Raw genomic sequence first — 25296 nt, forward strand, 5'->3', positions numbered from 1 at the left:
GCGGGTCGGCGGCGATGTCGTTGAATCTCGGGTCCATCCGATCCTCAGATCGTCAGCAGGTGCGAAGCGACGCGGAATGCGTTGGCTTGGATGGTCAACGTCGGATTTGCTCCGCCGGACGTCGGCATGAACGAGCCGTCGGTCACGTAGAGGTTGTCGGCGTCCCAGACCCGGCAGTTCGGGTCCAATACGCCGAGTTCGCGCGAGGGCGCGAAGCGGGCGCCGCCCATGATGTGATTGGCTATCCGGACCGCGTTGCCGTAGACCGACCCTGAACCTAGCTCGGTGTACTTCGGCACGCCCTCGACCATTATCTGTCGGCATACGTCGGCGAACAAGTTCATCACTTGTTCGTCGTGCGGGTGGAAATTCTTGATGACGTGTCCGCATTTCCGGTTCCACTTGTCTCGGACATCCGGATGCAGTTCGATCCGGTTCTCGAAGCGCGGTATCTGGTTTGCCATGAACGCCGCCGACAGGCGCGATCCGAACGCTCCGTTGAGCCATTGCAGCGCGGCTTCCGAGGTGTGGTCCTGCGCTCCGATGAAGCCGCCCCAGAAGAAATCGAGGTCGGTGTCGCCTTCGGTCCGTGCCATCGTGATCGGCAGGCATTGATCGGACGTGTTGTTGTAGATGGCTCCTCCAGCCCACAATCCGTGCGCGTCCAGGAAGTCCTCGGAGGCGCACGAGTCGGTCGCATAGTCGCTATCGAGCGAGATCGACTTGTCGAACCGCTGTCCCTTGATCTGGACCTCGGCTCCGCCGAAGGCATGCGTGAGGAAGAACCGTCCGAGCAGGCATCCGTCCTGCCGATAGCGGACCAGAGAGGCGAAGTTCTCCGGATCCTCCTCGGCCGACAGCATGAGCAGACGAACGGACTCGATCGCCGAGCATGCGACGATCACGAGTTTGCCGCTGACGGTACGCCGATTGCCGCTAGGATCGCGGTAGTGGACCTTCGAAATCTTGCGTCCGCTGGCCTCGAGATGGGTCACCACGCAGTTCGGTCGCAGCTCGAGATCATGCCCGTCGCGTATCGTCGGTCGGAGCAGCGAAACCCAAGTATTCGACTTATATCCGAGAGGGTCGCCGTAACGGTTGACGTAGCCGACCTTCGGATCTCCCGCCGTACGGCCGCTCGGCTCGTGTTTCTGCGTGATGACCGCTAGGGGCGTGCGGTAGGTCTGAAGTCCAAGCCTCTGCATTCCAAGCCGTGCGAATTCGCTGATCGGGTTCGGCAGCAGAGGCGTCTGGTAGTTGTCCTGCGAAAACTTCTTAATCTGTCCGGCCACCGTGCCGTTGATGCCGATGAGATGCTCGGCCTTCGCGTAAAAGGGCTCGATCGCGTCGTAGTCGAAGGGCCAGTCGATCACGTGCTTCAATGCGTCCCCGCCCGGATCGCCCTTCAACTGCCGTCCCTGGTTCGCCGTCTTGAGCTTGAAGTCCCGCTCGGCGAAGCGCAGGGATACCGCGCCGTATAGCTGGGTGCCTCCGCCCACGACCTGCGCAGTATAGCCCTCGATCGTGATCTTGGACCCGTCTTGCGGCCGGTCGACGTTCGTGAAGACGTGAGGTTCGTCGTTGAGGTCGGGTTCGACGTGGCTGGTGAAGAAACTGGCGCCGGTGTTGACCATGCCAGGGGTGGTGATGATCCGTTCCGGTCCGGCGTTGAACATCTCGTCGCGCTTGAAATCGCTGAGTCTGCCCGGACCTCTTTCGTCCTGTGTGCGCAGGAGTGCACCCTTTTCCAACACCAGGACCGACCTCTTCGCCCTTGCGAGTTCATAGGCGATCGGCGCTCCTCCGGCGCCGCTGCCGATCACCACCACGTCGAACTCGTCGCGTAAGTCGGCCATCGTCAGCCCCGATATTCGCCGCTATTGCCCAAGGGTGGTTCGATCGCGCGCGCCCAGTTGAAGGCGGATAGGGACGGATCGGCGGAAGTGCGGAAGGTCTCTCCCAAAAATGCCCAACCGAGGCCTCCGGGATTGCCACCGTATTTCGGATGCGAGAAGGCACCCGTCCACGTGTGCCTTCGCAGGATATAAAGAAAGTAGCCCGGATTGCCGTAGGCGTTGTGATCCCATCCGTCCCGGGCGAGTTCCGGCGTGTCGTTCTTCATGTCGTCGAACAGACCCTTGTATATCGGATCGCTCAAGTCGGCGGGCTCGACGCCCGGGTTGCGTCGCCTGAGGACCCTGTCGATCATCGGTAGGCATAGTTTGTATGAATGAAGATGGTGGCGTTCCTCGCGTGCCAGAATATTGTCGATGTAGTTTGCGACGCCGACATGAATGTCCATTCGGAAGAAATGCGCGACGTTGCCGTCGTTGAGCCCGCGCTCGATGAGATTGCGCGTTTCGCGTCCTTGAAACGGCAGAAGCGCGGACGTCATGCGGCCGATCAGGGCCATTTCCGAACGTTCGAGGTTGATGGGCTCGTTGTAGGACGACGTCCAAAAACACGACCAGGGTTCGTTCTGCGCCGTGTCCATGACCTGAGGGTTGATCGGGTCGAGTTGCGCTCGACCGTCGACGATGAATCGGTAGCGGTACCGGCGCCCTTTCGGCACTCGGAGGGTCAGAGAAAGATAATTGCTGTCCCCGACCGGCCTCAGGTCCGCTGGCGCATGCAGCCCGAGACATGGGGTCAGAAGTCGGACGACGGCGTCCCGACCGCGATACACGAAACTAACATGATTGTGCTCGGACGCGCCCGCTTCGCCACTGTCGTCCGCGTCGACGACAGGAAATCGCCAGCATTCGCTGATCTTCGCCCGCGGCAGACCGGCGTCCAGTCCGAAGAAGCTGTGCCGTTCGTCAGTGTTGTCCCGCGCCAAGTACTTTGTGCAGTGGTTCAGAATCCAGTCGGACTCCTTGTCGACGACCCTCGCGAGCATGGACCCACCTCCGACGAAAAGGATCACATATCGATTGGTTCTCGTCTAGGTGGCAAAATTGTGCAAAGCTGATTTGGGGAGAGAGCGAAATGTCGGCGAGTCAAATGCACATCGGTCGCGGCACGGCGATGGGTTCCAATCTGGTGGGCGGTGGTTGCGCATTTCGTCTATGGGCCCCCCGCGCGAGCGAAGTGCACGTACTCGGCGATTTCAACGACTGGCGCAGATCCGACGCCTCTTTGCTCGTCGAGAACCAAAGCCATTGGACCGGTTTCTTTCCGCATGCGAAGGAGGGGCAGCACTACAAGTATTGGGTTGCCGGACCGGGTTCCACCGGAATGAAACGGGACCCTTATGCGCGCGAGCTCGAAGGAGCGTTCTGGAATTGTGTCATCCGCGATCCGCTGGCCTATCCCTGGCACTCCGCCGGGTTCAGGTCGCCGGCTTTCGAGGATCTGATCGTCTATCAATTCCACGTCGGAGTTTATTATGCGACCGACGACCGCGGCGGCGATGCGAGAGCGGCCCGTGGAGCCCGCTTCCTGGACGTGCTCGACCGGGTGGAATATTTCGTCGAGCTCGGCGTGACGGCAGTGCAGCCCCTACCGATCGTGGAATTCTCGACGAGGTTCAGCCAAGGCTACAACGGCACCGACTACTTCTCTCCCGAGTTCGCCTACGGCGTCGAGGCCCGCGATCTGGATCGCTATCTGGCGACCGCGAACAAATTGTTGGCGGCTCGGGGAGGGGCGCCTCTCCGCCGGGAGCATCTCGTGGGCGCTGCCAACCAGCTTCGTGTGCTCGTGGACGTCCTCCACGTCTACGGCATCGCCGTGATCCTGGACGTGGTCTACAATCATGCGGGCGGCGAGTTCGGCGACGAGAGCCTGTTCTTCGTCGATCGCCTTCCCTTCGGAAACAACAACGACAGTCTCTACTTCACGGATCGGGGCTGGGCGGGCGGCTTGGTTTTCGCCTACTGGAACGGCGGCGTCAGGCAGTTCCTGATCGACAATGCCAAATTCTTCCTGGACGAGTTCCATCTCGACGGCTTCCGCTACGACGAGGTGAGCGTGATCGACCGCTTCGGCGGCTGGTCGTTCTGTCAGGCGCTGACGCAGACGCTGAAGTTCGCCAAGCCGTCGGCTATCCAGATCGCCGAGTTTTGGAATCCGAGCAAGGAGTTCGCGGTGAAGCCCGTCGGGGACGGCGGGGCAGGGTTCGATCTCGTATGGGACGATCGGCTGCGCGACACCGTGCGGGGCGCGCTTGCTCAGGCTACCTCAGGGCGTGACGGGAGCTTCACGTGGTCGGGGGTGGCTGCCGCGCTCGCTTCCGCGCCCGGCTTCGACGCTCCCTGGCGCGCGGTCGCCATGCTCGAGAACCACGATGTCCTTCTCGCCTCGCACTCGGAAGCCGACAAGAAGCCACGGATCGCCGCCGCGGCCGACCCAAGCAATTCCCGCTCCTGGTATGCGCGCAGCCGTGCCCGTGTGGCGGCGGGATTACTCATGACGGGCCCGGGCGTGCCGATGCTCTTCATGGGGCAGGAATTTCTGGAGGACAAATACTGGAGCGACTCGACGGAGCAGGCCAACCTTTTCATCTGGTGGGACGGGCTCGCGGTCGACCGTGTCATGTCGGACTACCTGCGCTTCATGCGCGAGCTGATCGCGAGGCGTCGGGCCGAGGTCGCGCTCCGGCGGGGCCGGATCAATGTCTACCACGCCTGGGATCCGACCCGGGTGTTGGCGTTCCACCGTTGGATGCACGGTTCGGGCGAGGACGTCGTCGTGATCGCGTCCATGAGCGAGACCACCCACTACGGCTACAGGATTGGCTTTCCGCGCGCCGGCCGATGGACCGAGTCCTTCAATTCCGACGTCTATGACGGGTGGGTCAACCCGGAGGTGGCGGGCAACGGCGGCTCCATTGAGGCCCACGACGGTGAGATGCATGGTCTTCCGGCCTGGGCCGAGATCGTTGTGCCGGCGAACGGCCTGTTGATCTTCCGCTTCTCGTCGACCTGATCGATGTCCGGATCGGTACCGGGAATGGGAGCGGCTGCGACCGCGGGTATAGGGCGGGCGTTAATCTATCGGCTCGTTCGACGCATTAACGTACGCCCCGGTGGAACCGGGTTGATTTTATAACAACAAAGACTAGCGCTAGTGGATCGGGGCGCGTCGGTCACAGACGTTCGCACAAACCGAGCAAACAGCTCGGGAGGTCGTCGAAAACGATCGCTTAGGTATGTTGAGGTCGGAGTTGGCATTCCGGGCCATGTCGGTCGGGACTTGCTCCCCGAGCGCGCTTGTGCCGACGTCAGCCCTATTGGGCTCAGCTCACTGGGACGGCTACTCCTTCTCCCGTCTCGAAGAGTCCGGCAAACACCACGCCTCCGGATCGCTCTAGGGAGAAGAAACCTGCTCGGATCGTCGTCTGCCGCGGTCCACAAGGTGTGGACGGCGACTGTAATCGGTGCGCCCCGCTGTCCTAGCTAACACGTATCGAACAAGACGAAAGATCGCGGAAGGATACCGCAGGCTCCACTCAGGTCGCCGTGGCTTGTCCAGACGCTCAGCCGATAGAACTGCGCAAACTCCAGTCATGGCAACGAGGTGATGGTCTTCCATTGCGAGAGGAATCATCATCAGAGCCCAACATGCGCCGCAGCACCAAACGCCCTGCGTGTATCCAAATCTCCACGCGGACACATCCGCTTCGAGACCGTGGATGTCGAGAGCCGGCAGGCTATGGCAGTGGTTCAAGCACAGTTGCTTTGCCGGACTGCACTGCCACGCGAGACCGATCGCGAAAACAATCGCGAGGGAGACGATAGATACTGGGAAAAAGATAGGGATCGCTATCACCATCGTCACGATGGGCAACGCGGCGGCGATCCAGACCATACAGTATCCGGTAATAAAAAAAGCCGTCGCCCTGAAGCGGCGGTGCGGCAAGCTTCTCGCCCGCACATGACTTACCGGGCCACCGAGCATCGGCGTCATCATCGCCGCGACCATGAGCAGCCAGCCCCCTGTGAGAAGGGGGAGATAGGCTGCTACGGCAAAAGACAGTCGGTCGAGAGAGAGCGTAGGCCAGGATGTCGGCCTGCAAAACTGGAGAATGACACCCTGTCGATCGTCGGCGATGACCGCAGACCAAGCAAGCAGCGATATCGCGACAAGCGGAATGCGCGATCGCCTCCGCTCATGGGCTGCAGGGGTCACGGAAGCACCATCATCCGCCTTGTCGCACGATGCTTATGCGGCCGACCTTCACGTCGGCCGAAGGCTGGACGGGGGCGACGGGCTCCAAGCGGACGCCGATCTGGCTCAGATCTGTGTTGACCGTGTTGGCGGCGTCGGCAAAAGCCTTCGTGATGTTCAACACGTAAGACAGACCGTTGCCGACATGCCCGTCTTCCGGCTCCGTGGCCTTCGTGACGCCGAACAATCCGATGCTTCCCACAGGTTGCTCGACCGCGGGTGTCCCGCTCTTTCCCGGGAACTGAACGTAGATTTGTAGAACTGTCGCGTCCGAATATCCACGAACATTCTCCAAATTGAGCAGCACCTTTTCTGCTCTTGCGCCGGGAGCGGGACCCGCGGCGATCTTCCCGGCCACCTTGGCGCTCATCGTCGCGTCGAGGTCGATGGATGCTTGCGCTCCATTTCCGGCGATGGAAAGGGGTTGCCTGGTGGCGCCTACGAGCTCCACGACCGAACCCTGGGCGCCTCCTCCGGCTTGTGCCATTGCGCTACCTCCCGTAACAGCGGGGCCGGCAGCTCCGGGCCCGCTTCCGCTGGACGCACCAGCGGCCATGCCAGCGCCTGTCTCGGCGCCCGCCGGCGTATAATCGTCGTAAGTATACTCCAAGTTCGCGAAGTCGGACATCTTTCCGGGCGTGAACTCCCATGGCGTGCCGTCCGGCAGCGGTACGACGAAGCTGTGCTGCCCCAAACTGGCCGGACCGTCCTGCCAACTCGGCGACTTCGGATCCTGATTTCTCGGATCCCGACGTTTCCAGACTTCCCACAGACGATCGATATTGGCGTGGTGCAGCCAGAAGATCGGGTCGAGCCCGGCCGTCTGCGGTGCGGACATCAGTCCTGGGAGAGGTCGGGGATTGCCCGGGAACATCTTCTCGCCGCCGACGAACCCGTGGACCTGATCGTGGGGCTGACCCTCGATGTCCCCATGTACGCCGCCGTTGTGCTCGAATCCCGTGTCGACCCCGCCGAAACCTGGGTCGCCACCGCTCGCTACGCCGGTGAATTCGGAAATCGTCAGTGCGTCCAGATTGACGGCCTGAAGCGGAATGACGACCCTTCCGGGGTGTCGAGGATCGGGACCCCAGCGCTCCTCGACGAAAAGTGGGTTGGTCCCCCCGTCCGGCCAATTCTTGCTGCCGAAAGCGGGAGGAAGCGCGCTCTGCCCGGGCTTGAAGTAATTCCAGTAAGGCAAGGTCCAGTCGTCCGGGCCGCCAAGGCTCTTGACGGTGGACCTAATGAGCTTCTCGAAGCCGATGAGGTAACCTCGGTGCCACGGAAGGAAGTACCAACTTCCATGTTGGCATTGGAGCCAGTAGCGGTCGAAGTCGGCACCGGCCGGCACTTCCTCGGTGGTGGCCTTGTACTTGTAGAATTCCCATAGACCTTGATGGTAGCCGTGCATCCCGGCCCAGAATCGCCAACTCGTCCGGTCGGTCAAGCCTTTCGGCCTCAGCGCCGCGACAGCGCGCGCGTACCAGAGGATCGGAGGAGCCCAATCGTTTCCGAGCTCCCAGACGTTGCGCCGCATGGCCATGCTGTCTCCTCCCCATCTCCTGGTCGAAGTTCGAAATCTAATATGTGGTCACTCGAGCTTGATCGTTCGCTGATCTACGGTCCGGCTCTGAAATCCGGCATTCTGCGTAACGCGGACTTCCAGCGTAGATGCTCCGGGAAATTGGTTTTTGTCGACGACGAAATCCGGGGTCGACTGTCCGACAGAAAGTGTCTGCCAGTGGGCAGCGTTGTCCGCCTTTGCCTGCACCATGTAGCTGACGCCGCTACGCGCCTCGATGGTCGGTGTTCCTACGGACAGTTTGGTGTGGTCGCCAGGCAAGGGAAACCCGAAATTCGCGGTTTCGCGAAACTGCTGGTCGACGGGCGTGGACGATCCGGCTCGAAACGTATCGATCGTCTTGCCTTGGTATTCCAGCTCGATCTGCGACAACGCATCGGTCACCGAGACGTCCTGCTGAATGATTGCCCGATGGGGCTTTTCGCCTTCGTGGCAAGCCTCGAAGCGTAACTCGGGCTGCACCCGACCGATCTCTTTGCCGGTAGAATCCTTGAACACCAATCTAACCTTGAGATCGGCTTTGTCGGGGCCAGCTTGTTCGACGGAGCTGGTACGCCGCTCGGTGGGGAGGATGTAGCGGATCTGGCCCTTACCGGTCTCGGTATCGATATTGGCGATGACGTGCGCGAACTTACCGCTCTCGTTCTCGGCCATTGCGATGTCCTTTCTGCGTCCGCTCGAAGCGATTAAGCCACGGCGGGTGCGAATTGCTCGTCCTCTGCTATCAGCCTGACGCGTATTCCTTCGAACGTATGCTGGCAAAGCCACTGATTGTTCGCATAGGTCATGACGTCATGATGGCTGATCCCGGCCATCGACTGCAGAGGCAGGCCCAGATTGGCGTCCCCGAGATCGTAACCGACGAACCTGCGGTCCGCATTCGATAGTTGCCCATTCTGAAAGGGAAAGGCGGGATCGGATGCATCTTGCTGGCCCGGCGGGAACCCAGGATGGTAGCGACCGAAGGTGTGTCCCAATTCGTGGGCGCCATACCAATCGGCGTATGAAGGATCGTCGTCGCCGCCGAAGCCGTTCGGAACTCCGCACGGCGCCGAGGCGACCGTATCGGGCTGCGGCGTAGTCGGAATTCCCATCGCGCGGCCGCGCATGAAGTTCTTGCCGTTGCCATCGTCTACGAGCGCGACGTAGTGGGTGCGCGGATCGACACCGCTGTTGACCTCGGAGCTGCGTATTGCCGCGATCTGCATATTCGCTTCTACGACCGTGTCGTCGTTGAACGGTGCGGCGAAGCTGGCGTCGACGACGATCTGGGACCAGATGACGGAAGGGACCGGATAGGCACGCTCGAGAAAAGATCTCAGATACGTGAAGTGAACCGCGTTCGGTGAGAAGGTTTTTCCTTGGGCGTCGCGATATCGCAAACCGATGCATCGAATCCGCAAGGGCGCTGCCGCTACGAAGGTTACGGTGGCGGAGCGGGGGCCGCTTAGTGGCAGATCATCGCCTCCCGTTTGCATGACCCGATTGACCTCGATGATCAGCGTGCCTGCGGCCGTCGCGGCGTCCGGCAGGCGGAAGTTCAGGCTCTTCGCTATCGCATCCCGCTTGTCGTCGATTACTGATCCGTCCGCCGGGTCCAGGACGAGCTCGTTCATCGCCGGAACGTAGGTGGCCGGTCCCTGTGCGCTGGTCTTGAACGTCATTTCGCCGCGTACTTTTGTCGCAGCAGCGACGCGGGATTGATCCAGGTACACCCTCACCAGTGTCGCTTTGTTGGCGACGAGTGTTACGGTGTTGTCGATGCTTTGGATGGTCTGGCAGACCTCGATCGCCTGAATGGCGATCCCCGCGGGCCCAGGTCCTGCGAACGCCACGGCCGGCGGCGTGCTCATCGGCGCAGTAGCGTATGGATGCTTGGTTTTGAGCGATGTGGTTTCCCGCTGCATTCCTCGCTTTCTGACCATCGCGAACTCCCCCTTGCAAACCCATGCGACATCACGTTAATACACATCCTAGTAATTGTGTAGATATTTTCTTGCACGTTGAAAACTAGACGTTTCGACTCCTCGGAATGCATCGTTGGCTCTGATTTGCGCGTGCGGGCGATAGCGCTTCGCTGTGCCCGATCGCACGTGCTTGCTTTCATTGCGGGTGTTCGTGGTTGGCAATAGCTGCCGATTATGAACTCATAGAATGTGACTATCTTCGACGTTTTGCGGCGCGCCGCTCGATTGCATTGAAGCGTCGGTTTTGAGATCGTAACAAAGATGCGTAGGTCTCGATCGACCATGTCCATTGCTTCGGTCCGCGCCCTAACTCGCGGTCCTGTATCGCTGTAAAGGGTCAAGCCGATGAGCGCAGACGCATCCGATCCTTGCAAAACCGATTTCGTGGAGCACACTCGCCACTTGTTCGTCGATGTCGCGCAGGCGAGCGATATTTCGAAAGGAGGGAGGCCGGCAAATCGAGCGGTCTTTCGGAAGATGCACGGGATCGCGTCCGCTCGAATGGTGCTCGATTCGTCGCGCCCGGCGGAGTTCTGTGCCGGCATTTTCGCTCGCGATGCCTACGATATGTGGGTTCGCTTCTCGAGCGACGTCGCTCCGGATGCCGACGATGCGGAGAACGGCACGATCGGCGTCGGAATGAAGCTCTTCGGCACAACGCCCCCAACGCTTGCATCCGTCGACCCGGAAGCACCCACCGCAGATCTTCTGCTGCAGAATCACGACGTTTTCTTCGTCGATACCGGCTTCGACATGTGCGTCTTCACCGACCTGGCCTTGAGAGGCAAGATCGACGACTGGTTCAAGGACCATCCCGAGACCAAGCAGATCCTGGCGGACATGGCTAAGCACGAGGAAAGCGTGCTGACGGCCACCTATTGGAGCGTCCTTCCATACGACTGCGGCAATGCCGGACCCGTGAAGTACCGTTTGCGACCTTTGCAGGGAGATCCGAACAGAGCGCCATCCGGTGACGCCAACCGCTTGCGTAGCGACCTTGCCGTTCGGCTTTTGGCTGAGCCCGCGGCTTTCGCGTTCGAGATCCAGAAGCCGAACTCCGGCGCGGGTCTTCCGGTCGACAGAGCGACCGTGCGATGGAACGAAGCCGATGCTCCGTTTGTGCCGGTCGCGCGCATCGAGTTTCCGCAGCAGGACGTTCGCGCGGAGGGGCAGGCTTCCTACGGCGACAATCTCACTTTCGCACCCTGGCGGGTGCCGGCTGCGAACAAGCCTCTGGGTTCTATCGCGGAGTCTCGCCGAGCCACTTATCCCTCGTCCGCCGCCAAGCGTCACTTCGTAAACGGCATACCGGACGCCGAACCACACACGCCGCGAAAAGCTTAAGTTTCCCAGAGGCCGGGAGGGGGATGCAATGGACTTGAAGTCGATCGATTCCATCAAGATCTATCCACCACTGGGCATCGCCCGTGTGGGCAATGCCTCGGGTGCCGACGACTTCGTCATCGGACCTGAGGTCATCCACGGAACGGCCACGCTGCCCGATGGTTCGAGCGCTCGCTACGTCGAGCACTTCCGTGCCGCCGACGGCAGTATCAAGCGCCAAGCGGCTCGCTTCCGGCTTTACGCCCATCTGAAGGACGGATCGGTCGTAGAGATAACCGCGGACGATGCCGAGATCGAGTGGCGTGTCTCGATCGCGAACCTTAAGGCCGGGTGGTACGAATTCAACCAGGCGATGGACCTCCCGAACGATCTGAGCCAACCGGCGCGCCAGCGAAATCATGACCTTGTCGGCTCTGACGACCGCGCCAAGCTCGATATCGTACCTAGCCCCCGCAGCATCAAAGGACGCAATGCCGATCCCGTGGTGTTCAACGACGGCCAATTTTGGCACAAGAAAGTCGAACTCGGAGAACTGCGCACCGACGACAAGGGTCGCTTGCTGTTTCTGGGCGGCAAGGGAAAGTCTGCGCCCTTCCATAAGGGCATCGCTCCCATCACGTTCGCAAACAACGTCGGGTGGCACGACGACATCGCCGATGGTCCTGTCCGCGCGATAGTCAAGTTTGCGGGTGCCGATCCGGTCGAAGCCGAAGCCGGATACGTCGCGGTAACGCCGCCGAATTTCGCGCCGGGCCTCCTTGGCCTTGTGACCATGGATGACGCCGTCCGCGAGACCTTTCAGGACCAGGGCTGGATCGCGCGACCGCTCGATACGTCCTTCACGAACGACGTTTGGCCGATCTTCGACCGGCTGACCGGATTGCAATGGGTCGATCACGGTCTGTTCGTCGTTCACGGCTACGGTTCGCCGATCGATGCGCGGGATCCGCAGGTCGTCGAAAAGCTGCGCAATGCGAAGGCCGCGAATGCGCCTTGGCGAAATGCTCTGTTCGATCTTTTCCGCAACCCGACCCAGAGCGGCGACCTGGAAGCCAAAATCCCGCAGATCTACGGCGATGCCGTCGATACGCTTTGGAATCCACCGGGCCAGCCGGCGGATTCGCATGCGCTTCTATCCGTGACCCCCACCCAATACCATCACCTGTCCAATTGGGCGGCAGGCAAATGCGCGGACGATTGGCCCGGATCGCCGCCGCCGGCGCCTGCCTTCGATCAGCTATCGGCGGCTGAGCAGATCGGTCATCTCGAGCGCGCGTCACTCAGCGACTGCCTCGGGGGACCCTTCCATCCCGGTATCGAGTTGACTTGGACCATGCGGATCCCTCGTATCTGGAAGAGGGCCTACCGTCTCAACGTCTTGCCCGGCAGCGATCCAGCCAAGCAGGATTTCGGCCCGACGTTGACGCCGGCCGTCTGCACCGGAGCTAAGGGGCCGTTCGATGGAGTCGCTGCAGGGGCTTTGACGCGGTTCATGGGGGTGCCGTGGCAGACGGACGGCACGTCCTGCAACTCTGCGGCCGACTACTTTCCTTGGACATTCCTATCCATGCCCACGTTCTGGGGCGCGCGGGTGCCTGATCAGGTGTTGGCCCAAGCCAACTACGAGCGTGCAGCCGCACTGGATCCTGCGAAGTCGCTCGTCCAGCTTCACAAGCACTACATGTTGCGGGTCGATTGGCTCCGCGACGTTCGAGGTGCGGACTATTACGAACGTCTCGGCCATATGTTGGACAACTGGGCGGACCTCGGCATGGTCCTTCCCGTGCGGAATCCGCCGTCGCACTTGCCGCCGGACACGAGGGTGGAGCAAGGGCGTACCAACAAGGCGTCTGGTGACGACCTCAAGAGGGTTCTCGTCAAAAGCGTTGAGGAGCTCAGCGATCCAGCAAGCATTAAGGCGGGTCTCGCGTTCGAGCGACAAGCAGGCGGGGCTCCCGCGCGCAATCCCGGTCGCCGCGGTTTCCGGCAGGGTGAAGTGTAGGGATGCAGGTGGCTTGCGAAACAGCGGTGGCCATCGCAGGTGCTGGTCCGGCCGGACTTACGGTCGCGCGCCTTCTGGCTCGTGCCGGAATGACGGTCGCTGTCATCTCTCCGCCGATGGGGACCAACCGACTCGAAATGCTCGCGCCTTCGTCGATGGGCATACTCGTCGCCCTCGAGCTGACGGAAATCGTTCGGGATCCGGAGGTATCCCGTCCTTGCGCGGGAATCCGTCGTCGCTGGGTGTCCCGATCGATCGATTACGATGACTTCCTCAGACGTCCCGGGGGAGAGGGGTTTATCGTGGATCGGCGGCTGTTTGACCGCCGCCTGCGCGAGCTTTGCGTCTCGGCCGGGGCGCGGATGATCGCCGGAAGAGTGACGGCGGTGAGGCGGACGCGGACAGGCTTCGTGCTCGAGATCGCGGGAGAAGAAAGCGATGTGACGCTCGCCACCGAAAACGTCGTCGATGCCACCGGCCGGTCGTCCGCGCTGGCGCGCCGCTTAGGCGCGACCCGAAGACTGTTCGAGCGCCTTGTTGCGGAGCGATGCGGAACCGAGGCGGGTCGCGAACCATCTCAGGAGCCGGTGTGGCTCGACGTCGACGTAGTTGAGACCGGTTGGAAGTATGCCGTTGCCGGTCCCGACGGGAGATCTGAAAGTTGGGCGGTTCATCGTCAGGCCCGGCGGAGCGGAAATTCCGGAGCGCTAGTCAATGCTTCCTCGGTGACGTTGTCGCATGCCGCGGGCGCCGGATGGATCGCTGTCGGCGACGCGGCCGCGGCCTTCGATCCCATAACGTCGCAGGGATTGGCGAACGCTCTTTCCTCGGCGTTGGTCGCCGCCGGCGCGATTGTCTCGGCGGGTGGCGTGAGTGACGCAAGTGCAGCAAATTATTCGGATATCATATCGAACACCTTTTCATACTCCGAGGTGGGCCGTGCGGCCGTGTATTGCGATATGAGAGCCCTGTAGTCGTCTAGGGTCCGCAAACTTATCTTGGCGCTATCAATAGCAATCGAAGCGCTGCGCGCTTCCTTCCCGTTGATAAGATCTTTTTGCGCGACGCGGGCCACCGTGTGGAGATATTCGCAATTAGTAGGAGAAGTTCAATCATGGCTTGCGATGATCCGCGCGGATGATACGACGACACGAGGCCTGGGGGATGCTTCGACATGTTGATTACTTCGTGCGCTTCCGTTCGGCCGAGGGCAGGCTCGAAATCGCGGGTAGGGAGCGCGCCGTCTATCATTGGCTCAGGGACCGGGGCGACGAGATCGATCGCGTGCTCCTGGCTCCTCGCCTGGACGACGGCGAGCGCGGCGTCCAATACTGGGAAATCTGCGATCGGCGGCGCCGCCTCAAGCGCCTCAAGGAATTCTGCGCGACCGAAAGGTTCGAACTGAACCAGCGCATCGAACTGTGTCGCCAACTCCTATCGGCCGTTTCTGGCCTTCACCGAAACGAGTCGGCGCATCTTGATCTCGGGCAGCACAGCATCTGGCTGGAGGCTCCGACGACGATCCGGCTGTCGCACCTGTTTGCCGCCCGGTTTCCGCAATTGCAATCGCTTGGCGAAAGTCGCTATCAATTCCTCGCCAGCGTCCGCGTGCCGGAAGACCTCTTGGGAGGCGACAGCGGGCCGATGCGCAGGGATATCTTTCTTTGCGCGATCGCGATGCATCAACTTCTCTTCGGAAGCGTGCCGGCCGGGGAGCCGCCGGAGTGGGATCCCGCGGTCGATCCTCAGAAGAAGTTGGTATCCCTTCATCACTGGTTTGCGCACGCTCTCGAGCTCGATGCGTCCGTGCGATTTGCGGATGCAACCGTCGCGCTGGAGGCTTTCAACATAGCGACCGCGGCGAGGCCTACGCCGGAAGAAGCTCTCCGCGGCCTCGAGCATTTCCGTTCGGAGATCCGATCCCAGTGTGCATTGGCGGCGATCTATCCAGCCTCAGGTGACGTCCTCGAGAGCGATCGCATGGAAGTGTGGCGCAGCGAATATCAGGGGATACCCGCGCTGGTGAAGATGTGGAAGCCGGGAACATGGGGAGACCTCCGCCGCGAGGCCCCCGCGCATCTTGGCGTTTCTGGAGACGGCGACATCGCTGAAAGCCGAACGGCCGGAAGGACTTGCTCCGGTCCACGCCGCGCATTGGCTCGGGGATGCGATCGTCCTGGTCCAGGGATATATCGAAGGATCGACGCTCGCCGCTCTCATCCCAGACGGCTCCGGTTTCGGCGAAACTCCGAACGAGGCGCTGGGCTTTCTACGTACGCTGTTCGCTACCGTCGAGCGTTTGCACGAGAGCGACTACGCTCATGGCGACCTCAAGCCTGACAATATCGTGGTCGCCGCGGACGGTCGACCGACGTTGATCGATCCGATCGACTTCGCGGCGGGGATTGACGGAGAGATTTCGACGACGGCTTATGCACCGGCTTCGGGCAACAGGTTCGAGCGGGATCGTTTCGCATTGCTGAAGATCGCTGAGGAGCTCTTCGCCAAAAGCGGCATGGATCCGGAAGACGCGAAGCCGCTTGCTCTCGCGATCTTCGAGGTCCGGGAGAAGGTTCCGAAGCTCGCTACGCTGCAGCCCGTAATGGAGGCGATGGACAACGTCGAGACGACAATTCGACAAAGGGCGGAGGGCAAGGCCGAGGCGGCCGGCTGCGGTATTTCCAAGATGCCGCGCGCGGGACTAGGTCGTTGTTCGTGCGCGGTAGTGTAGAGGAGTTGGAAGTCCGCTTGGACGCTGATGCAAGACCGGTTTCCGGCCGCCGTCGCTCAATCGATCAGCGGCGCATCAGTCTGATCGCCAAGTATGAATTTCATCGATTCCGCGGCGAGATCAGTATTCAACGGTCGGACGTAAACGAGTTTTCCGGTCTGGGCGATCTGCTGGTATCTCAGCCGGTACATGAACGGTTTTCCGGCGCGGACGCCAATTCCGATGCCGAAAAGATCGATCAGATCGAAGACGCGCCGGAGGCGAGTAAGGAAGAGGTTGCCGAGGATCAACTGGCAGAGGAGATCGCGTCCGCGCCGGATGCCGAGCTCCCGAAGATCGATATCCGACGGCTGTGGCGGACACTGATCCAGGCCGAGAAGGAATTCACGACCGAAGGCGTCGCGCAGCGCGACAGCGCCTACGACCGGACGATCGGTCGTCACAGAGTGCCTTTTGAGCTCGAAAGCGGTGTTTTCGATTATGCTCTGAGCGATCGGCTCGGGGTCGAGAGGCAGGATCATCGGGCTGCGTGGCGGCGTATCGGCGAACTGGATCTTGCGAGATCGCGTCCGGATCTTGCCGTGATCGTGAGCGGCGATGGAAGGAGACTTTCCCGATCATCGCTCGTCGGAGCCGGCGACCGATTGCGTTTCGTCAGTCATTTCGAAGTGCAGAGCCTACGGCGGCGATCGGATGCTGTGGATCGTATCTTGGCGGGGAACGGCAGATCCTCCGACCTGCTCTCCGTTTTCGATCCGGAATCATACGCTAAGCCGAATGATCTTGGAATCAAAGTCGCGAAGCAAGACCTGGTTCCGTACGAGCTGAACGACGAGCAAGTAGAGGCGTTCGGGAAGATCGTGCGGTTTCGACCCGTCGGGCTCCTGCAGGGACCTCCGGGGACGGGAAAACGCGCTTCATAGCCGGACTAACGCATTACGCGATCACGAAGAAGCTTGCCCGCAACGTCCTTCTTTCGAGCCAGTCGCACGAAGCGGTGAACACCGCGGCCGAAGCAGTCCTGAAGCTGTTCCGCAATTCGGAACTGGAGGCGAGTATCCTTCGTGTCGCGATGAAGGAGGACGTCGTCTCGGATGCGCTGAAACCGTTTCACACGGCCCAAATCGAACAGGCGATGAAGGATAGGTTTCGCGCGACATTCGAGCCGCGGCTGTCGATAGTGGCGGAAGAACTCGCCATCCCGCGAGCTATGGTGAAGGCCGTCATCAATATTGAGCTCGAGATCCGTCCGATCGTGGATCGCCTGGCTGAACTGGTCAGGAAGCAGGACGTTAGGAGCCCTCGCTATGAGGGATTGGTGCGTACCTTAGGTACGCACTTGGACAAGTTCGAAGTGGAGGACCTTGACCCTTACGAAGACGAGACCTGGGAGACCTATATGCATGAGGTCAGGGAGAAGGTGATCGACGCCTTCTCGACCAGGTTGGCGGTCAGCGGCGGCGACATCGCCCGCTTATTTGGCGCCGCCGCGTTGGGATCGGACTTCATGGGCAGCGTGTCGCGCTCGGGGCGCAGCTTCGAGCCGTTTCTCGCCGGAACGAGACATATCGTTGTCGGAACATGCGTCGGGCTCGGTCGTACGTCGCTTGGCTTGACGAGCACACCGTTCGATCTGGTCATCGTGGATGAGGCCGCGCGCTGCACTTCGAGCGAACTGCTCGTTCCGCTACAAGCGGCCAGGTGGGCGGTATTGGTCGGCGATCATGCGCAGCTTGAGCCGCACCATGAGGTTGAAATCGTCAAACGCGTGGCGAACAGCGCCGGAATCGACAAAGCGGGAAGTAAAGCGGAGCGACTTAGAGCGGGTATTCACGACCGAGTATGGAAGATTTGCCGGTACTAGCCTGAAGCGGCAGTACCGCATGCTGCCGCCGATAGGGCGTCTGGTGTCCGAAGTGTTTTACCACGATCTGAAACTCGAGCCTGGGAGGTTGGACCCCGAGATCGATCCGTCGTGCCTTCCGCCGAATCTGGACCGTCCGTTGCTTTGGCTAGACACGGACAAATTGGGAGAGCGCGGTTACGAACGGGTTCAGTCCGAGGGATACAGCCGCGTGAATCAAGCGGAAGCCAATGCCATTGTCGCACTTTTGGAGAAGTGGATCGGCCACGCCGCGTTTCTTGAATGGCTCACGACGCAGAAAAAGCACGACGCCGGTATCGGCGTGATTTGTATGTACGCGGCACAGAGGGATCTGATCCGCAGGTTGTTGATGCGCTCCGCCTTGGGGCACCTTGTGGGGCACCAGATCAGGGTAGGCACGGTGGACAGTTATCAGGGAAAGGAAAACCCGATCACCATCGTCTCGCTCGTTCGCAATAACGTCGATGGCGCCTGGGAGGACGATCGCAAGACGGTTCAAGAGGGTTTCTTGAGCACCCCCAATCGTATTAACGTCGCTGTCAGCCGGGCAATGGACGGTCTGGTCATAGTCGGCGCTCGGTCACGATGGAAGAAGAAGAGCCCGGTCGGCCGGATAACCGCCACAAGGCCGAACACGACGACCATGCCGAGGCAGGTGCCGAAAGCGCTGTCGGGCAGCTTGATTTCGAGAGAAAGGGGGTTGAGCGTCGCCTTGAACATCGCAGTCTCCTTTAGATGAGCCCTGCGTCATCGCGCTGGGCGACCCCTATACAAGAGCCCAGCCTTGCAAAAGGCGATACCCAAAATCTGGAAATCTTATGATGGGCCTGCGATACCGCCCAGGAAGGGCGGTGCTCATGCCCTTCAAACGCACTGGCGTGGCCCGTGGCGGGTTTGAGGGTTTGGCCGGGTTGGGAGTGCTGCCGAACAACTCGCGGCTGAGGCGATTAGACGCCGGGAAACGCCCAAGCATTTGGAGTCGCGACGCCTTTGCGAATTTTCTTGATTGCCGGGTAGTCCGACGAATTCCAGAAGGCGTGGATTGCGTCCATGGAGGGGAATTCGAACATGACCACCGGCCGGGTGTCATGCTTGCCTTCGAAGACGTGCACCTTGGCCCCCCTTGCGGCCAGCTTGCCGCCAAACTTTGCGATGAAGGTACAACGGCTTCGCGGTACTTTTGATATTGCGCTTCGTCGGTGATTGAAATCTGTACGATGAAATATGGTCATGAATTACTCCAAATGCTTAAACTTCGAAACCGGAGACAATTACTACATATCGGGCTACACCAACGGCTGGCTAGCGGCTTGTAGCGCTTCTAAAAGACGCCCTACGTCCTGTTCGTGGATGGCCTGCGAATCTCTCACGGTGTCTAGCACCTTGCGCGCGTCGGCGGTGTCGTGGCCGTGCCGATTTAGGTCCGCAAACAGTGCCTCTTGGCGGGCTACAAGGAGCCTGCCTTCGGAGGTGCGCCGCAACTACGGGCACAAACACCACGCAGGCGCCCACGTCGAACAACTCCACCAGCCAGGCGCAGACCACCCAACCCTCAAACCAGACCAATCCGCCTTCGAACCAGGCGCAGACCAACCCACCTGCGAACAATCAGACGCAGAGCGCGAACCCACCGGCTTCGGACACCAATCAGGCGCAGTCCCCGACGGTAGCAATTCGACCACCACGGCCCAGCAGCCGAACAGCCAGCAGAACACGGCCGATCGCTCGTCGAATACGAACGTGAATGCGTCTGTAAATATCAACGATCAGCAGCTGACCCGGATCAGCACGTCGATTTCGCACCTGAACGTGCAGCCGCTCACCAACGTGAACTTCTCGCTGTTGGTCGGCACCGTCGTGCCGCGCGACGTTCGTCTTCAGCAACTACCGGCGGAAGTCGTCGAAATCGTGCCGCAGCACCGCGGCTACGATTTCGTTCTGGTCAAGGACGAGATCGTGATCGTGGAGCCCTCCAGCTACAAGATCGTCGCGGTCCTGCCGCTCGACGGCGGCCAACGGAGGAGCGCAAGGCAACGTTCAGCGATCGCGATAGGGAAGTCGGCCGTAAACACGCCAAGGCGCGCCCTGTCGAGCTGGAGAAGCGGGTGACCACCGGCAGCACGGTCCGGACCGAAATCCGCACCGGCGCGCGCGTGCTGGAGGGCGTTGAGATCGAAGCGTTTCCGGAAGAGGTGTATCGGGATGCTCCGACCCTGCGGGAGTACCGGTACATCAACCGCGACAGCCATACCTACATCGTCGAACCCCATGAGCGTCGCATCATCGAAGAAATCGACTGATCTCGAAGCCGAAGGAGAACATCCATGAAGACCATCGTTCTAGGAGCGCTCGCGGCGACCCTGATGGCATCGTCCGCAAGCGCCGCTCCTCTCGCGCCTGCGGCCGTCGCGTCGACGGAGGTAGCAGGCATCGAGCAGGTGCGTCTCGTCTGCGACGAGTACGGTCGCTGCTACGGACCCGCGGTCCCCGCTATGTCCAACGCTATTATGGCGGAGACGACGGCTATGTGGTCCGCCGGAGCTACGGCTACTACGGCGGTGGCCCAATCATCGGCTTCAGCTTCGGCACGCGGAGCTGGTGAATAGAGGAAGGGCCGCTCAAAGAGAGGAGGCCCTTTCGACGTCGATTATGTTTACTCGGTGATGAATGTCGGCTGTTGCGAACCTCCAGGGCCAGAAGGAGCAATTACTGGCGCGGCTCGAAGCCATCCCGGCTCGAACGAACGTGCCGAGATCCAGGCGCTCCTGGCCAAGATCGAGACCGCGTTGAAGCTGCTTGGCGCCCAGGATTTCCACCGCTGCAGCAGAAGACGAATAGCTCTTGAAAGCAAGGATTGAGGGGTGTCCTGTCAACATCGTTGATCTGACATACATTTTTTTTGAGCCGACGGCAAAACCAGTCATTGCAACGGTCAGCCCCAACATCGTCCGCGGCCCTGATGGAAGACCAGTATCACGACCCCCGGGCTCACTGGGTCTTCAACACCGTCGAACGCCCAAATCATTCATCGAGCTCACCGGATTCCCACATCGAAACCGGCTTACCAAGATAGATGCGCTTCAACTCGGCGACGAAGGCGACTGCCTTAGCCTCATCGCCATCGAGCAGGGTGATCGCGAGCGCGTCGACCAGCTGATATGAGTTGTCCGAGGGGACATGCGCGATGACCTTGATGGTGAAGCCGTCCTTTTTGAACTCTCGACTATGCATAGGGCACCTGTCTGAAGCGCGCGAAAACGCGGGAAATGCGACCGCGCGATACACCATCTTGATCTCCCGTGCAAGTTGAGGAGGGCTAGCCCTCCGGACGGCTTTCGCGCGCCTCAAGGTTGCCGTAGACTGCCGTCCGATACTTTGGGGGAGAAGTTCAAATGCCTCATGTCGCAATCGCGTGGCTTCGCAAAGAGGATTGGGACCGCTGGCAGGAGATCGACAACCAGTTGCCGGCTTATGATCGATGGCTCGCTAAAATCGAGGATGCGATTAAGCAATCGACTGCCCCTGGAAGCACGCCGACCAAGGTCGATGTTGATCCTGATACATTTCTCGCATGGTGCAAGACCAACGGAAAGCCAGTGCACCGGGACAGCCGAGCACAGTACGCCGCCCAAATGCTGATTAGAAAACTCGGGGCGCATTGACGCCTCGGAGCTTGAACATGAATCGAACGATTGAGCGAGGAACTTTTATTCGATCACGACGCGGGACATAACACCGCGCACGCTACGGGACGGTAGGCGTCACATTAAGCGGGGCTAGAAAAGCGGTTTCGGCGGGATCTCCAAATCCTGCTGCCGATATTTAAACATCTTTGGCTCTTGGATAGCTGTTCGCCGCGCGACAGCGAGACCTTCGGTCGCAAGACATCCTACTTCGGACAATCGCCACACGGCGGCGATGAATGAGGATCCAGACGTAATGAAGTCGTCAAAAAGAACAACTGGCCTATCGGGTTTCTGGATCACTTGGAGATTATCAAATCGCCTCTCGGGAGAGCGAGCACCGGCCTGCTTGTGCATCGCGCCTGCCGCGGCCTTCCAGCGTAGCGCATCAAGAGCAACCAGCTTGCCACCAGACGCCGCAGCGATCGCCTGCGCGTATAACAGCGTCTTGTAGTTTGCCGATTCACCAACAACACCGGCGCTATTTGGAATTGGGACAATCGCAGTAGACTGGTTCTGCGAGTTGAACGACCGACCTAATGCTGACCATAGATGGACCAAAAATTCCTGCTTGTTTCGTTCCTCCAATCGGAAGGTAGTGCCGGCGACGCTAACTTGAGCGTACCCCTTAATGGGCTCACCTTTCAGGCATTTTACAACCTTGTTGGTGTCCCAATCTTCCTGACGAGGTTTGATTCCGGTCCAATCCGTCAGGTAGTAACAAAGGTGCTGCACGAGCATGTCAAATGCCAAAGGTATGAAAAGATTTGCTCGGTTGATTATAGCACGGCCACCTCTGGTTGCTTCAAAGACTTCTTTGGCCAGCGAGGGATTTCCTTCCCGTTGACATGGCATTTTTCGGGTTAAAACCATACGGTACAGTGATTCGGTGACCAGGTGAAATCCGATGAAGCGCTGGTATCTTAACGAATTTGAAGAGTTTGGAGACGACGAAATCTCTGCGTTCGGGCACTATCACCCGTACCGCCAGCATATGGCGCTGTACGGCGATCGGTCGATCTATCCCACCTACAGCGCAAAAATTCTAGATCTGAAAGAAAAGAGGCACGGAGGTATCGTCTATTTCTTCAACAAGGTTGAGCCACTGATCCGGAAGGAAGTGGCGTTGACAACGGTTCCGTCCCACGATCCGCAAAAGAAGATCAACGGCATCCGGGAGCTCGCGCAACGGATTTGCATTGACGATCCGCGTATAGACGCGACTGAGGTGCTGGTGCGAAAGAAACCCGTTGAGAAGCTTGCCCACGGCGGCGACCGAAGCAGGCGCAACCATCTAAAATCAATTGCGGTCGAATCACCGCAATTGATCCGCGGTCGCAGGGTCTTGTTGCTTGACGATGTTGTCAGCACCGGCAATTCGCTGCGGGCTTGCAGAGATTTGCTGCTTTCCGCCGGTGCTCGGTCGGTCTACTGCGCGGCGCTCGGCAAGACTACCTAGCACCGACGCGCGTCAACACGTCCTCGACCGAGGTCAGAGCAGCAGTCTTTTCATAATCCAAGAAGCGCGCCGGCCACTTAAGTGTCCGATCGTCCAGAACTGACTTGGCGATGAAAAGCCAGCGATTAAGCTTCACGCATTCTGACGCCTGGTGAAGCGTGCCACTGGTGTCCGACGCCTCAATAATCACCGTGGCGTCAGTAATCGCGGCCATGACGCGGTTCCGAACCGGGAAATTGGATTTAAAAACGGGCGCCCCATTGCGGAACGGCGAGAGTAGCAAATGATGCGCATAGATTGTCTGCTGGAGATCAGCGTTCTCGGCGGGGTACGCCTTGTCCAGCGGCGTACCGATGACAGCGACCGCGTGGCCGCCGTTGTCGACGACGCCCGTCAAAGCGGCGGTATCCACACCCTTCGCAAGCCCGCTGACAACCGTCACGCCGGCAGCCGAGAGCGAACGTGCCAGTTGATAGGCGCGCGTCCATCCCTTTTCCGAAACCTCGCGCGTGCCGACGATTGATACCGCCGGAGAGTCGAGCAAATCGAGGTGTCCCGAATAAAAGATGCTGACTCGACCATTGAGGTCGGGCCGCAACATTTCTAGTTGTCGATCCTCAAGCTCGCCCCTTCCGATTCTCTGCAACAAATCGGCAAGCTGATACTGATGCTGATCGTCCGGGGGCGCGTAACGGGACGTCCGCCCTCGACCGCGTTTCTGGGCCGCCGCTTTGTGTGCCATGCTTCCTAAAAGCACCGGGAAATCCCCTTCGTCAAATGCAGAACATAAAGAGAACATACACGCCCGTCCACAGGATGTATATCCTTATCGCGTTGATTCGCTTCAAATCTCCTTAATGTCCCCAACCCCCGATATGCGGCAGGCTCGCGGCTTCCATGCCGACTCACCCCCGCAATTCTCGGGTGGTCGGCGGCGCGAGCGCCTTGGGGCGGTGTGACAACATTCACACCGCTCTCGGCGTACTTGGCGGGACCAAGGAGGAGAAACTGTTCGAGATCGGTACAGTTTCAGCGGAGCCGCCGATCTCGACAGTAGCGGCCTCGTTATGGGCGGCGGTCCTGATCCCATTTTAAGGCCCACAGGTTGCTGAGGGCATCGTCTCTAAAGCGTGCTGATGCTCCTTATCCGGCCAGATAGTCACGCAGCGCATCGACACGATAGAGCGGGCGGCCATCGACGTAGCGCCATTTCAGGAGATGGTTCGGATCGCGCCGCCACTGCTCCAGCGCTCCGGGCGTGCGCCGGATGATCGCGGCCGCCTCTAATACCGTCAAATTGGAGCTGCCCGGTAGCGCATCGATATCGAACATCGCCGGCGGCGGCACCCCACGGTTCTTGCGATGGCGCTTCGCGGCAGGCGGCATTTCCTTAATATCTGGCGACCCGAATGCCTCGATCGGAGTCTTTTCGACCTTGTCGCTCATGCCTCCGCCCCGAACCATGGTCGGTGTGAGGAAATAAGATCGTACGCTTCTCCAGCAAGAAAGGAGTCTAGAGCTCAGGTATGGCTGCTGGGTAGCTGCGGCGTACAAATAGGACGAATCGCCCCCTTTTCGCCGAAAGCCTGATGAGCAACTATCAATCGGCGTGAGGTCCCTCTGGTGCGAAACCGGTGCGGTTGGCTTGGGACACGGCCGGGACCGTTTATCGCTTTCATTTCGACCTTCGGCCTCATAACCTTGAGGTCGCTGGTTCAATCCGGCTCCCGCAACCAAAAGTCACAAAACATACTCTGCACGCTTAACCATTGCTCGGTTCCAGTTCGATCGACTTCGACAGCGACGGCAGCCCGAAGCTCTCTTCAAGAACCTGGTCGATCGGCTTCTTGTGTTTCGCCATCAACGAGCCGCCGTGAGTTGCTTGGTTGTGAAGGTCGTAAAGAACGGCCATGCCATCCCTGTTTTGCTGGCGCGTGGCGAGTGGACCGCCGATCAACTGCGCCAAACGGACACTGACTTTCCAGCTCGGGGGAGCATTGTCAGCCCGATCACTTAGGGCTATCTCGAAGGCGAGCGCGAGATCGAGAACGCGATCTACGGATTGCTAGCGAGACTGGCTAAGCCTGAAGCGCTCCATCGATAGAAAAACGCGCGCGCGGTACTCCTCGGCAAGACTCGCGTAATGTCGGATGAAGGATGTCCTACTTAAACTTCATCTGCCGCATTTACTTGGGTGACCGAAATATCGACGATTGATTCCTACAATAATTCGTCAGCTGGGCTCCGGCGAATTTTCGGTCACAGCCTTATCGATGCCACTTCGTCAGGGCGCGAAGTTGTTGGACTGCATCCTGAATGTTGACCTGACGCTGGACAAGACACGCCTTGAGAAGCATCTCGCACGCGTGCTGCAAATGAAGAAGGGTCTTCGTTGTTCGGCCATCCTCATTGAAACCATTGAAGGCCTCGAGGCCGATCTTCAGCGATGAAATCGCTTTTGCTTTCAGGCTCCTA

28 protein-coding genes and 1 pseudogene are annotated in these 25296 nt (G+C 60.0%); 14 read left to right on the forward strand and 15 right to left on the reverse strand.

What is annotated here, in order from left to right; genetic code table 11:
- Window positions 1-44 precede the first annotated feature (44 nt).
- Both JJB99_RS07905 and JJB99_RS07910 read right to left on the reverse strand, forming a co-directional pair.
- Entirely contained in the window at window positions 45-1856 is a 1812-nt protein-coding gene (locus tag JJB99_RS07905) for a GMC oxidoreductase (protein WP_200498238.1), read from the reverse strand.
- A 2-nt stretch (window positions 1857-1858) separates the two neighbouring features.
- Window positions 1859-2899, reverse strand: coding sequence for a gluconate 2-dehydrogenase subunit 3 family protein (locus tag JJB99_RS07910; protein WP_200498239.1), 1041 nt, complete (start codon window positions 2897-2899; stop codon window positions 1859-1861).
- A gap of 104 nt (window positions 2900-3003) precedes the next feature.
- Between JJB99_RS07910 and JJB99_RS07915 the strand changes: the two genes are divergently transcribed.
- On the forward strand, window positions 3004-4929 hold the full coding sequence (locus tag JJB99_RS07915; RefSeq protein WP_246775164.1) for an alpha amylase C-terminal domain-containing protein: 1926 nt from the start codon (window positions 3004-3006) through the stop codon (window positions 4927-4929).
- A gap of 381 nt (window positions 4930-5310) precedes the next feature.
- Here the strand turns inward: JJB99_RS07915 and JJB99_RS36890 are convergent, their stop codons facing one another.
- The 4 genes from JJB99_RS36890 to JJB99_RS07935 form a co-directional block, all read right to left on the reverse strand.
- Window positions 5311-5925, reverse strand: coding sequence for a DUF2182 domain-containing protein (locus tag JJB99_RS36890; protein WP_200498241.1), 615 nt, complete (start codon window positions 5923-5925; stop codon window positions 5311-5313).
- A 217-nt stretch (window positions 5926-6142) separates the two neighbouring features.
- Entirely contained in the window at window positions 6143-7711 is a 1569-nt protein-coding gene (locus JJB99_RS07925) for a tyrosinase family protein (protein WP_200498242.1), read from the reverse strand.
- 48 nt (window positions 7712-7759) lie between these two features.
- On the reverse strand, window positions 7760-8404 hold the full coding sequence (locus JJB99_RS07930) for a hypothetical protein (RefSeq protein WP_200498243.1): 645 nt from the start codon (window positions 8402-8404) through the stop codon (window positions 7760-7762).
- Between the two features lie 32 nt (window positions 8405-8436).
- Window positions 8437-9675 (reverse strand): hypothetical protein, encoded by a 1239-nt coding sequence (locus tag JJB99_RS07935; RefSeq protein WP_200498244.1) that lies wholly within the window; start codon window positions 9673-9675, stop codon window positions 8437-8439.
- Window positions 9676-10062: 387 nt separating this feature from the next.
- On the opposite strand from JJB99_RS07935, the gene JJB99_RS07940 reads away from it, so the two are divergent.
- From JJB99_RS07940 to JJB99_RS07950, 3 genes are read left to right on the forward strand one after another with little or no spacing between them, the layout of a single operon-like run.
- The gene (locus JJB99_RS07940) at window positions 10063-11061 is read left to right on the forward strand and encodes a hypothetical protein (RefSeq protein WP_200498245.1); all 999 of its coding nucleotides are present in this window, start codon (window positions 10063-10065) and stop codon (window positions 11059-11061) included.
- A gap of 28 nt (window positions 11062-11089) precedes the next feature.
- Window positions 11090-13063 carry a LodA/GoxA family CTQ-dependent oxidase gene (locus tag JJB99_RS07945; RefSeq protein WP_433995752.1) on the forward strand — a complete coding sequence of 658 codons (1974 nt, stop codon included), beginning with the start codon at window positions 11090-11092 and terminating at the stop codon, window positions 13061-13063.
- A 2-nt stretch (window positions 13064-13065) separates the two neighbouring features.
- Complete coding sequence (locus tag JJB99_RS07950) at window positions 13066-14037, forward strand: NAD(P)/FAD-dependent oxidoreductase (RefSeq protein ID WP_246775166.1); 972 nt, start codon at window positions 13066-13068, stop codon at window positions 14035-14037.
- A gap of 19 nt (window positions 14038-14056) precedes the next feature.
- Here the strand turns inward: JJB99_RS07950 and JJB99_RS07955 are convergent, their stop codons facing one another.
- Together JJB99_RS07955 and JJB99_RS35990 are read right to left on the reverse strand one after the other, a co-directional pair.
- Window positions 14057-14494, reverse strand: coding sequence for a hypothetical protein (locus JJB99_RS07955; RefSeq protein ID WP_200498248.1), 438 nt, complete (start codon window positions 14492-14494; stop codon window positions 14057-14059).
- Window positions 14495-14497: 3 nt separating this feature from the next.
- Window positions 14498-14965: a hypothetical protein gene (locus JJB99_RS35990; RefSeq protein ID WP_210347642.1), complete on the reverse strand. Its 468-nt coding sequence runs from the start codon at window positions 14963-14965 to the stop codon at window positions 14498-14500.
- A 178-nt stretch (window positions 14966-15143) separates the two neighbouring features.
- Here JJB99_RS35990 and JJB99_RS07960 point away from each other — a divergent pair, with 178 nt between their 5' ends.
- The 4 genes from JJB99_RS07960 to JJB99_RS07975 are packed head-to-tail and all read left to right on the forward strand — an operon-like array spanning window position 15144 to window position 18418.
- Window positions 15144-15794: a hypothetical protein gene (locus JJB99_RS07960; RefSeq protein WP_200498249.1), complete on the forward strand. Its 651-nt coding sequence runs from the start codon at window positions 15144-15146 to the stop codon at window positions 15792-15794.
- Between the two features lie 17 nt (window positions 15795-15811).
- Complete coding sequence (locus tag JJB99_RS07965) at window positions 15812-16717, forward strand: hypothetical protein (RefSeq protein WP_200498250.1); 906 nt, start codon at window positions 15812-15814, stop codon at window positions 16715-16717.
- A 20-nt stretch (window positions 16718-16737) separates the two neighbouring features.
- Complete coding sequence (locus JJB99_RS07970; protein WP_246775293.1) at window positions 16738-17658, forward strand: AAA domain-containing protein; 921 nt, start codon at window positions 16738-16740, stop codon at window positions 17656-17658.
- Window positions 17540-18418: an AAA domain-containing protein gene (locus tag JJB99_RS07975; protein WP_200498251.1), complete on the forward strand. Its 879-nt coding sequence runs from the start codon at window positions 17540-17542 to the stop codon at window positions 18416-18418. The genes JJB99_RS07970 and JJB99_RS07975 overlap by 119 nt, the downstream gene beginning before the upstream one ends.
- 208 nt (window positions 18419-18626) lie before the next feature.
- Here the strand turns inward: JJB99_RS07975 and JJB99_RS07980 are convergent, their stop codons facing one another.
- Window positions 18627-18911: a DUF1330 domain-containing protein gene (locus tag JJB99_RS07980; RefSeq protein WP_200498252.1), complete on the reverse strand. Its 285-nt coding sequence runs from the start codon at window positions 18909-18911 to the stop codon at window positions 18627-18629.
- Between the two features lie 238 nt (window positions 18912-19149).
- On the opposite strand from JJB99_RS07980, the gene JJB99_RS07985 reads away from it, so the two are divergent.
- The 3 genes and pseudogenes from JJB99_RS07985 to JJB99_RS36895 all read left to right on the forward strand — a co-directional run bounded on the left by JJB99_RS07985 (window position 19150) and on the right by JJB99_RS36895 (window position 20281).
- Window positions 19150-19788 carry a DUF1236 domain-containing protein gene (locus JJB99_RS07985; RefSeq protein WP_349629007.1) on the forward strand — a complete coding sequence of 213 codons (639 nt, stop codon included), beginning with the start codon at window positions 19150-19152 and terminating at the stop codon, window positions 19786-19788.
- Window positions 19785-19979, forward strand: coding sequence for a DUF1236 domain-containing protein (locus tag JJB99_RS36750; protein ID WP_349629008.1), 195 nt, complete (start codon window positions 19785-19787; stop codon window positions 19977-19979). The genes JJB99_RS07985 and JJB99_RS36750 overlap by 4 nt, the downstream gene beginning before the upstream one ends.
- Window positions 19980-20003: 24 nt before the next feature.
- Window positions 20004-20281 (forward strand): annotated as a pseudogene (locus tag JJB99_RS36895) (hypothetical protein).
- Between the two features lie 16 nt (window positions 20282-20297).
- Here the strand turns inward: JJB99_RS36895 and JJB99_RS07990 are convergent.
- Together JJB99_RS07990 and JJB99_RS07995 are read right to left on the reverse strand one after the other, a co-directional pair.
- On the reverse strand, window positions 20298-20624 hold the full coding sequence (locus tag JJB99_RS07990) for a hypothetical protein (protein WP_200498253.1): 327 nt from the start codon (window positions 20622-20624) through the stop codon (window positions 20298-20300).
- Between the two features lie 76 nt (window positions 20625-20700).
- Entirely contained in the window at window positions 20701-20967 is a 267-nt protein-coding gene (locus JJB99_RS07995) for a hypothetical protein (RefSeq protein ID WP_200498254.1), read from the reverse strand.
- A gap of 104 nt (window positions 20968-21071) precedes the next feature.
- Between JJB99_RS07995 and JJB99_RS08000 the strand changes: the two genes are divergently transcribed.
- On the forward strand, window positions 21072-21341 hold the full coding sequence (locus JJB99_RS08000; protein WP_200498255.1) for a hypothetical protein: 270 nt from the start codon (window positions 21072-21074) through the stop codon (window positions 21339-21341).
- 114 nt (window positions 21342-21455) lie between these two features.
- Here the strand turns inward: JJB99_RS08000 and JJB99_RS08005 are convergent, their stop codons facing one another.
- Window positions 21456-22103, reverse strand: coding sequence for a hypothetical protein (locus tag JJB99_RS08005; RefSeq protein ID WP_200498256.1), 648 nt, complete (start codon window positions 22101-22103; stop codon window positions 21456-21458).
- 166 nt (window positions 22104-22269) lie between these two features.
- On the opposite strand from JJB99_RS08005, the gene JJB99_RS08010 reads away from it, so the two are divergent.
- Window positions 22270-22821 (forward strand): ComF family protein, encoded by a 552-nt coding sequence (locus tag JJB99_RS08010; RefSeq protein WP_200498257.1) that lies wholly within the window; start codon window positions 22270-22272, stop codon window positions 22819-22821.
- Here the strand turns inward: JJB99_RS08010 and JJB99_RS08015 are convergent.
- The 3 genes from JJB99_RS08015 to JJB99_RS08025 all read right to left on the reverse strand — a co-directional run bounded on the left by JJB99_RS08015 (window position 22814) and on the right by JJB99_RS08025 (window position 24787).
- Window positions 22814-23563, reverse strand: coding sequence for a DNA-processing protein DprA (locus JJB99_RS08015; RefSeq protein WP_200498258.1), 750 nt, complete (start codon window positions 23561-23563; stop codon window positions 22814-22816). The two genes, JJB99_RS08010 and JJB99_RS08015, sit on opposite strands and share 8 nt — an antisense overlap.
- Before the next feature lie 401 nt (window positions 23564-23964).
- The gene (locus JJB99_RS08020; protein WP_246775167.1) at window positions 23965-24267 is read right to left on the reverse strand and encodes a hypothetical protein; all 303 of its coding nucleotides are present in this window, start codon (window positions 24265-24267) and stop codon (window positions 23965-23967) included.
- Between the two features lie 316 nt (window positions 24268-24583).
- Entirely contained in the window at window positions 24584-24787 is a 204-nt protein-coding gene (locus JJB99_RS08025) for a hypothetical protein (protein WP_200498259.1), read from the reverse strand.
- A 307-nt stretch (window positions 24788-25094) separates the two neighbouring features.
- On the opposite strand from JJB99_RS08025, the gene JJB99_RS08030 reads away from it, so the two are divergent.
- Complete coding sequence (locus JJB99_RS08030; protein WP_200498260.1) at window positions 25095-25271, forward strand: hypothetical protein; 177 nt, start codon at window positions 25095-25097, stop codon at window positions 25269-25271.
- Window positions 25272-25296 lie beyond the last annotated feature (25 nt).

It is taken from the genome of Bradyrhizobium diazoefficiens, from assembly GCF_016616235.1.
Lineage (GTDB): Bacteria > Pseudomonadota > Alphaproteobacteria > Rhizobiales > Xanthobacteraceae > Bradyrhizobium > Bradyrhizobium diazoefficiens_H.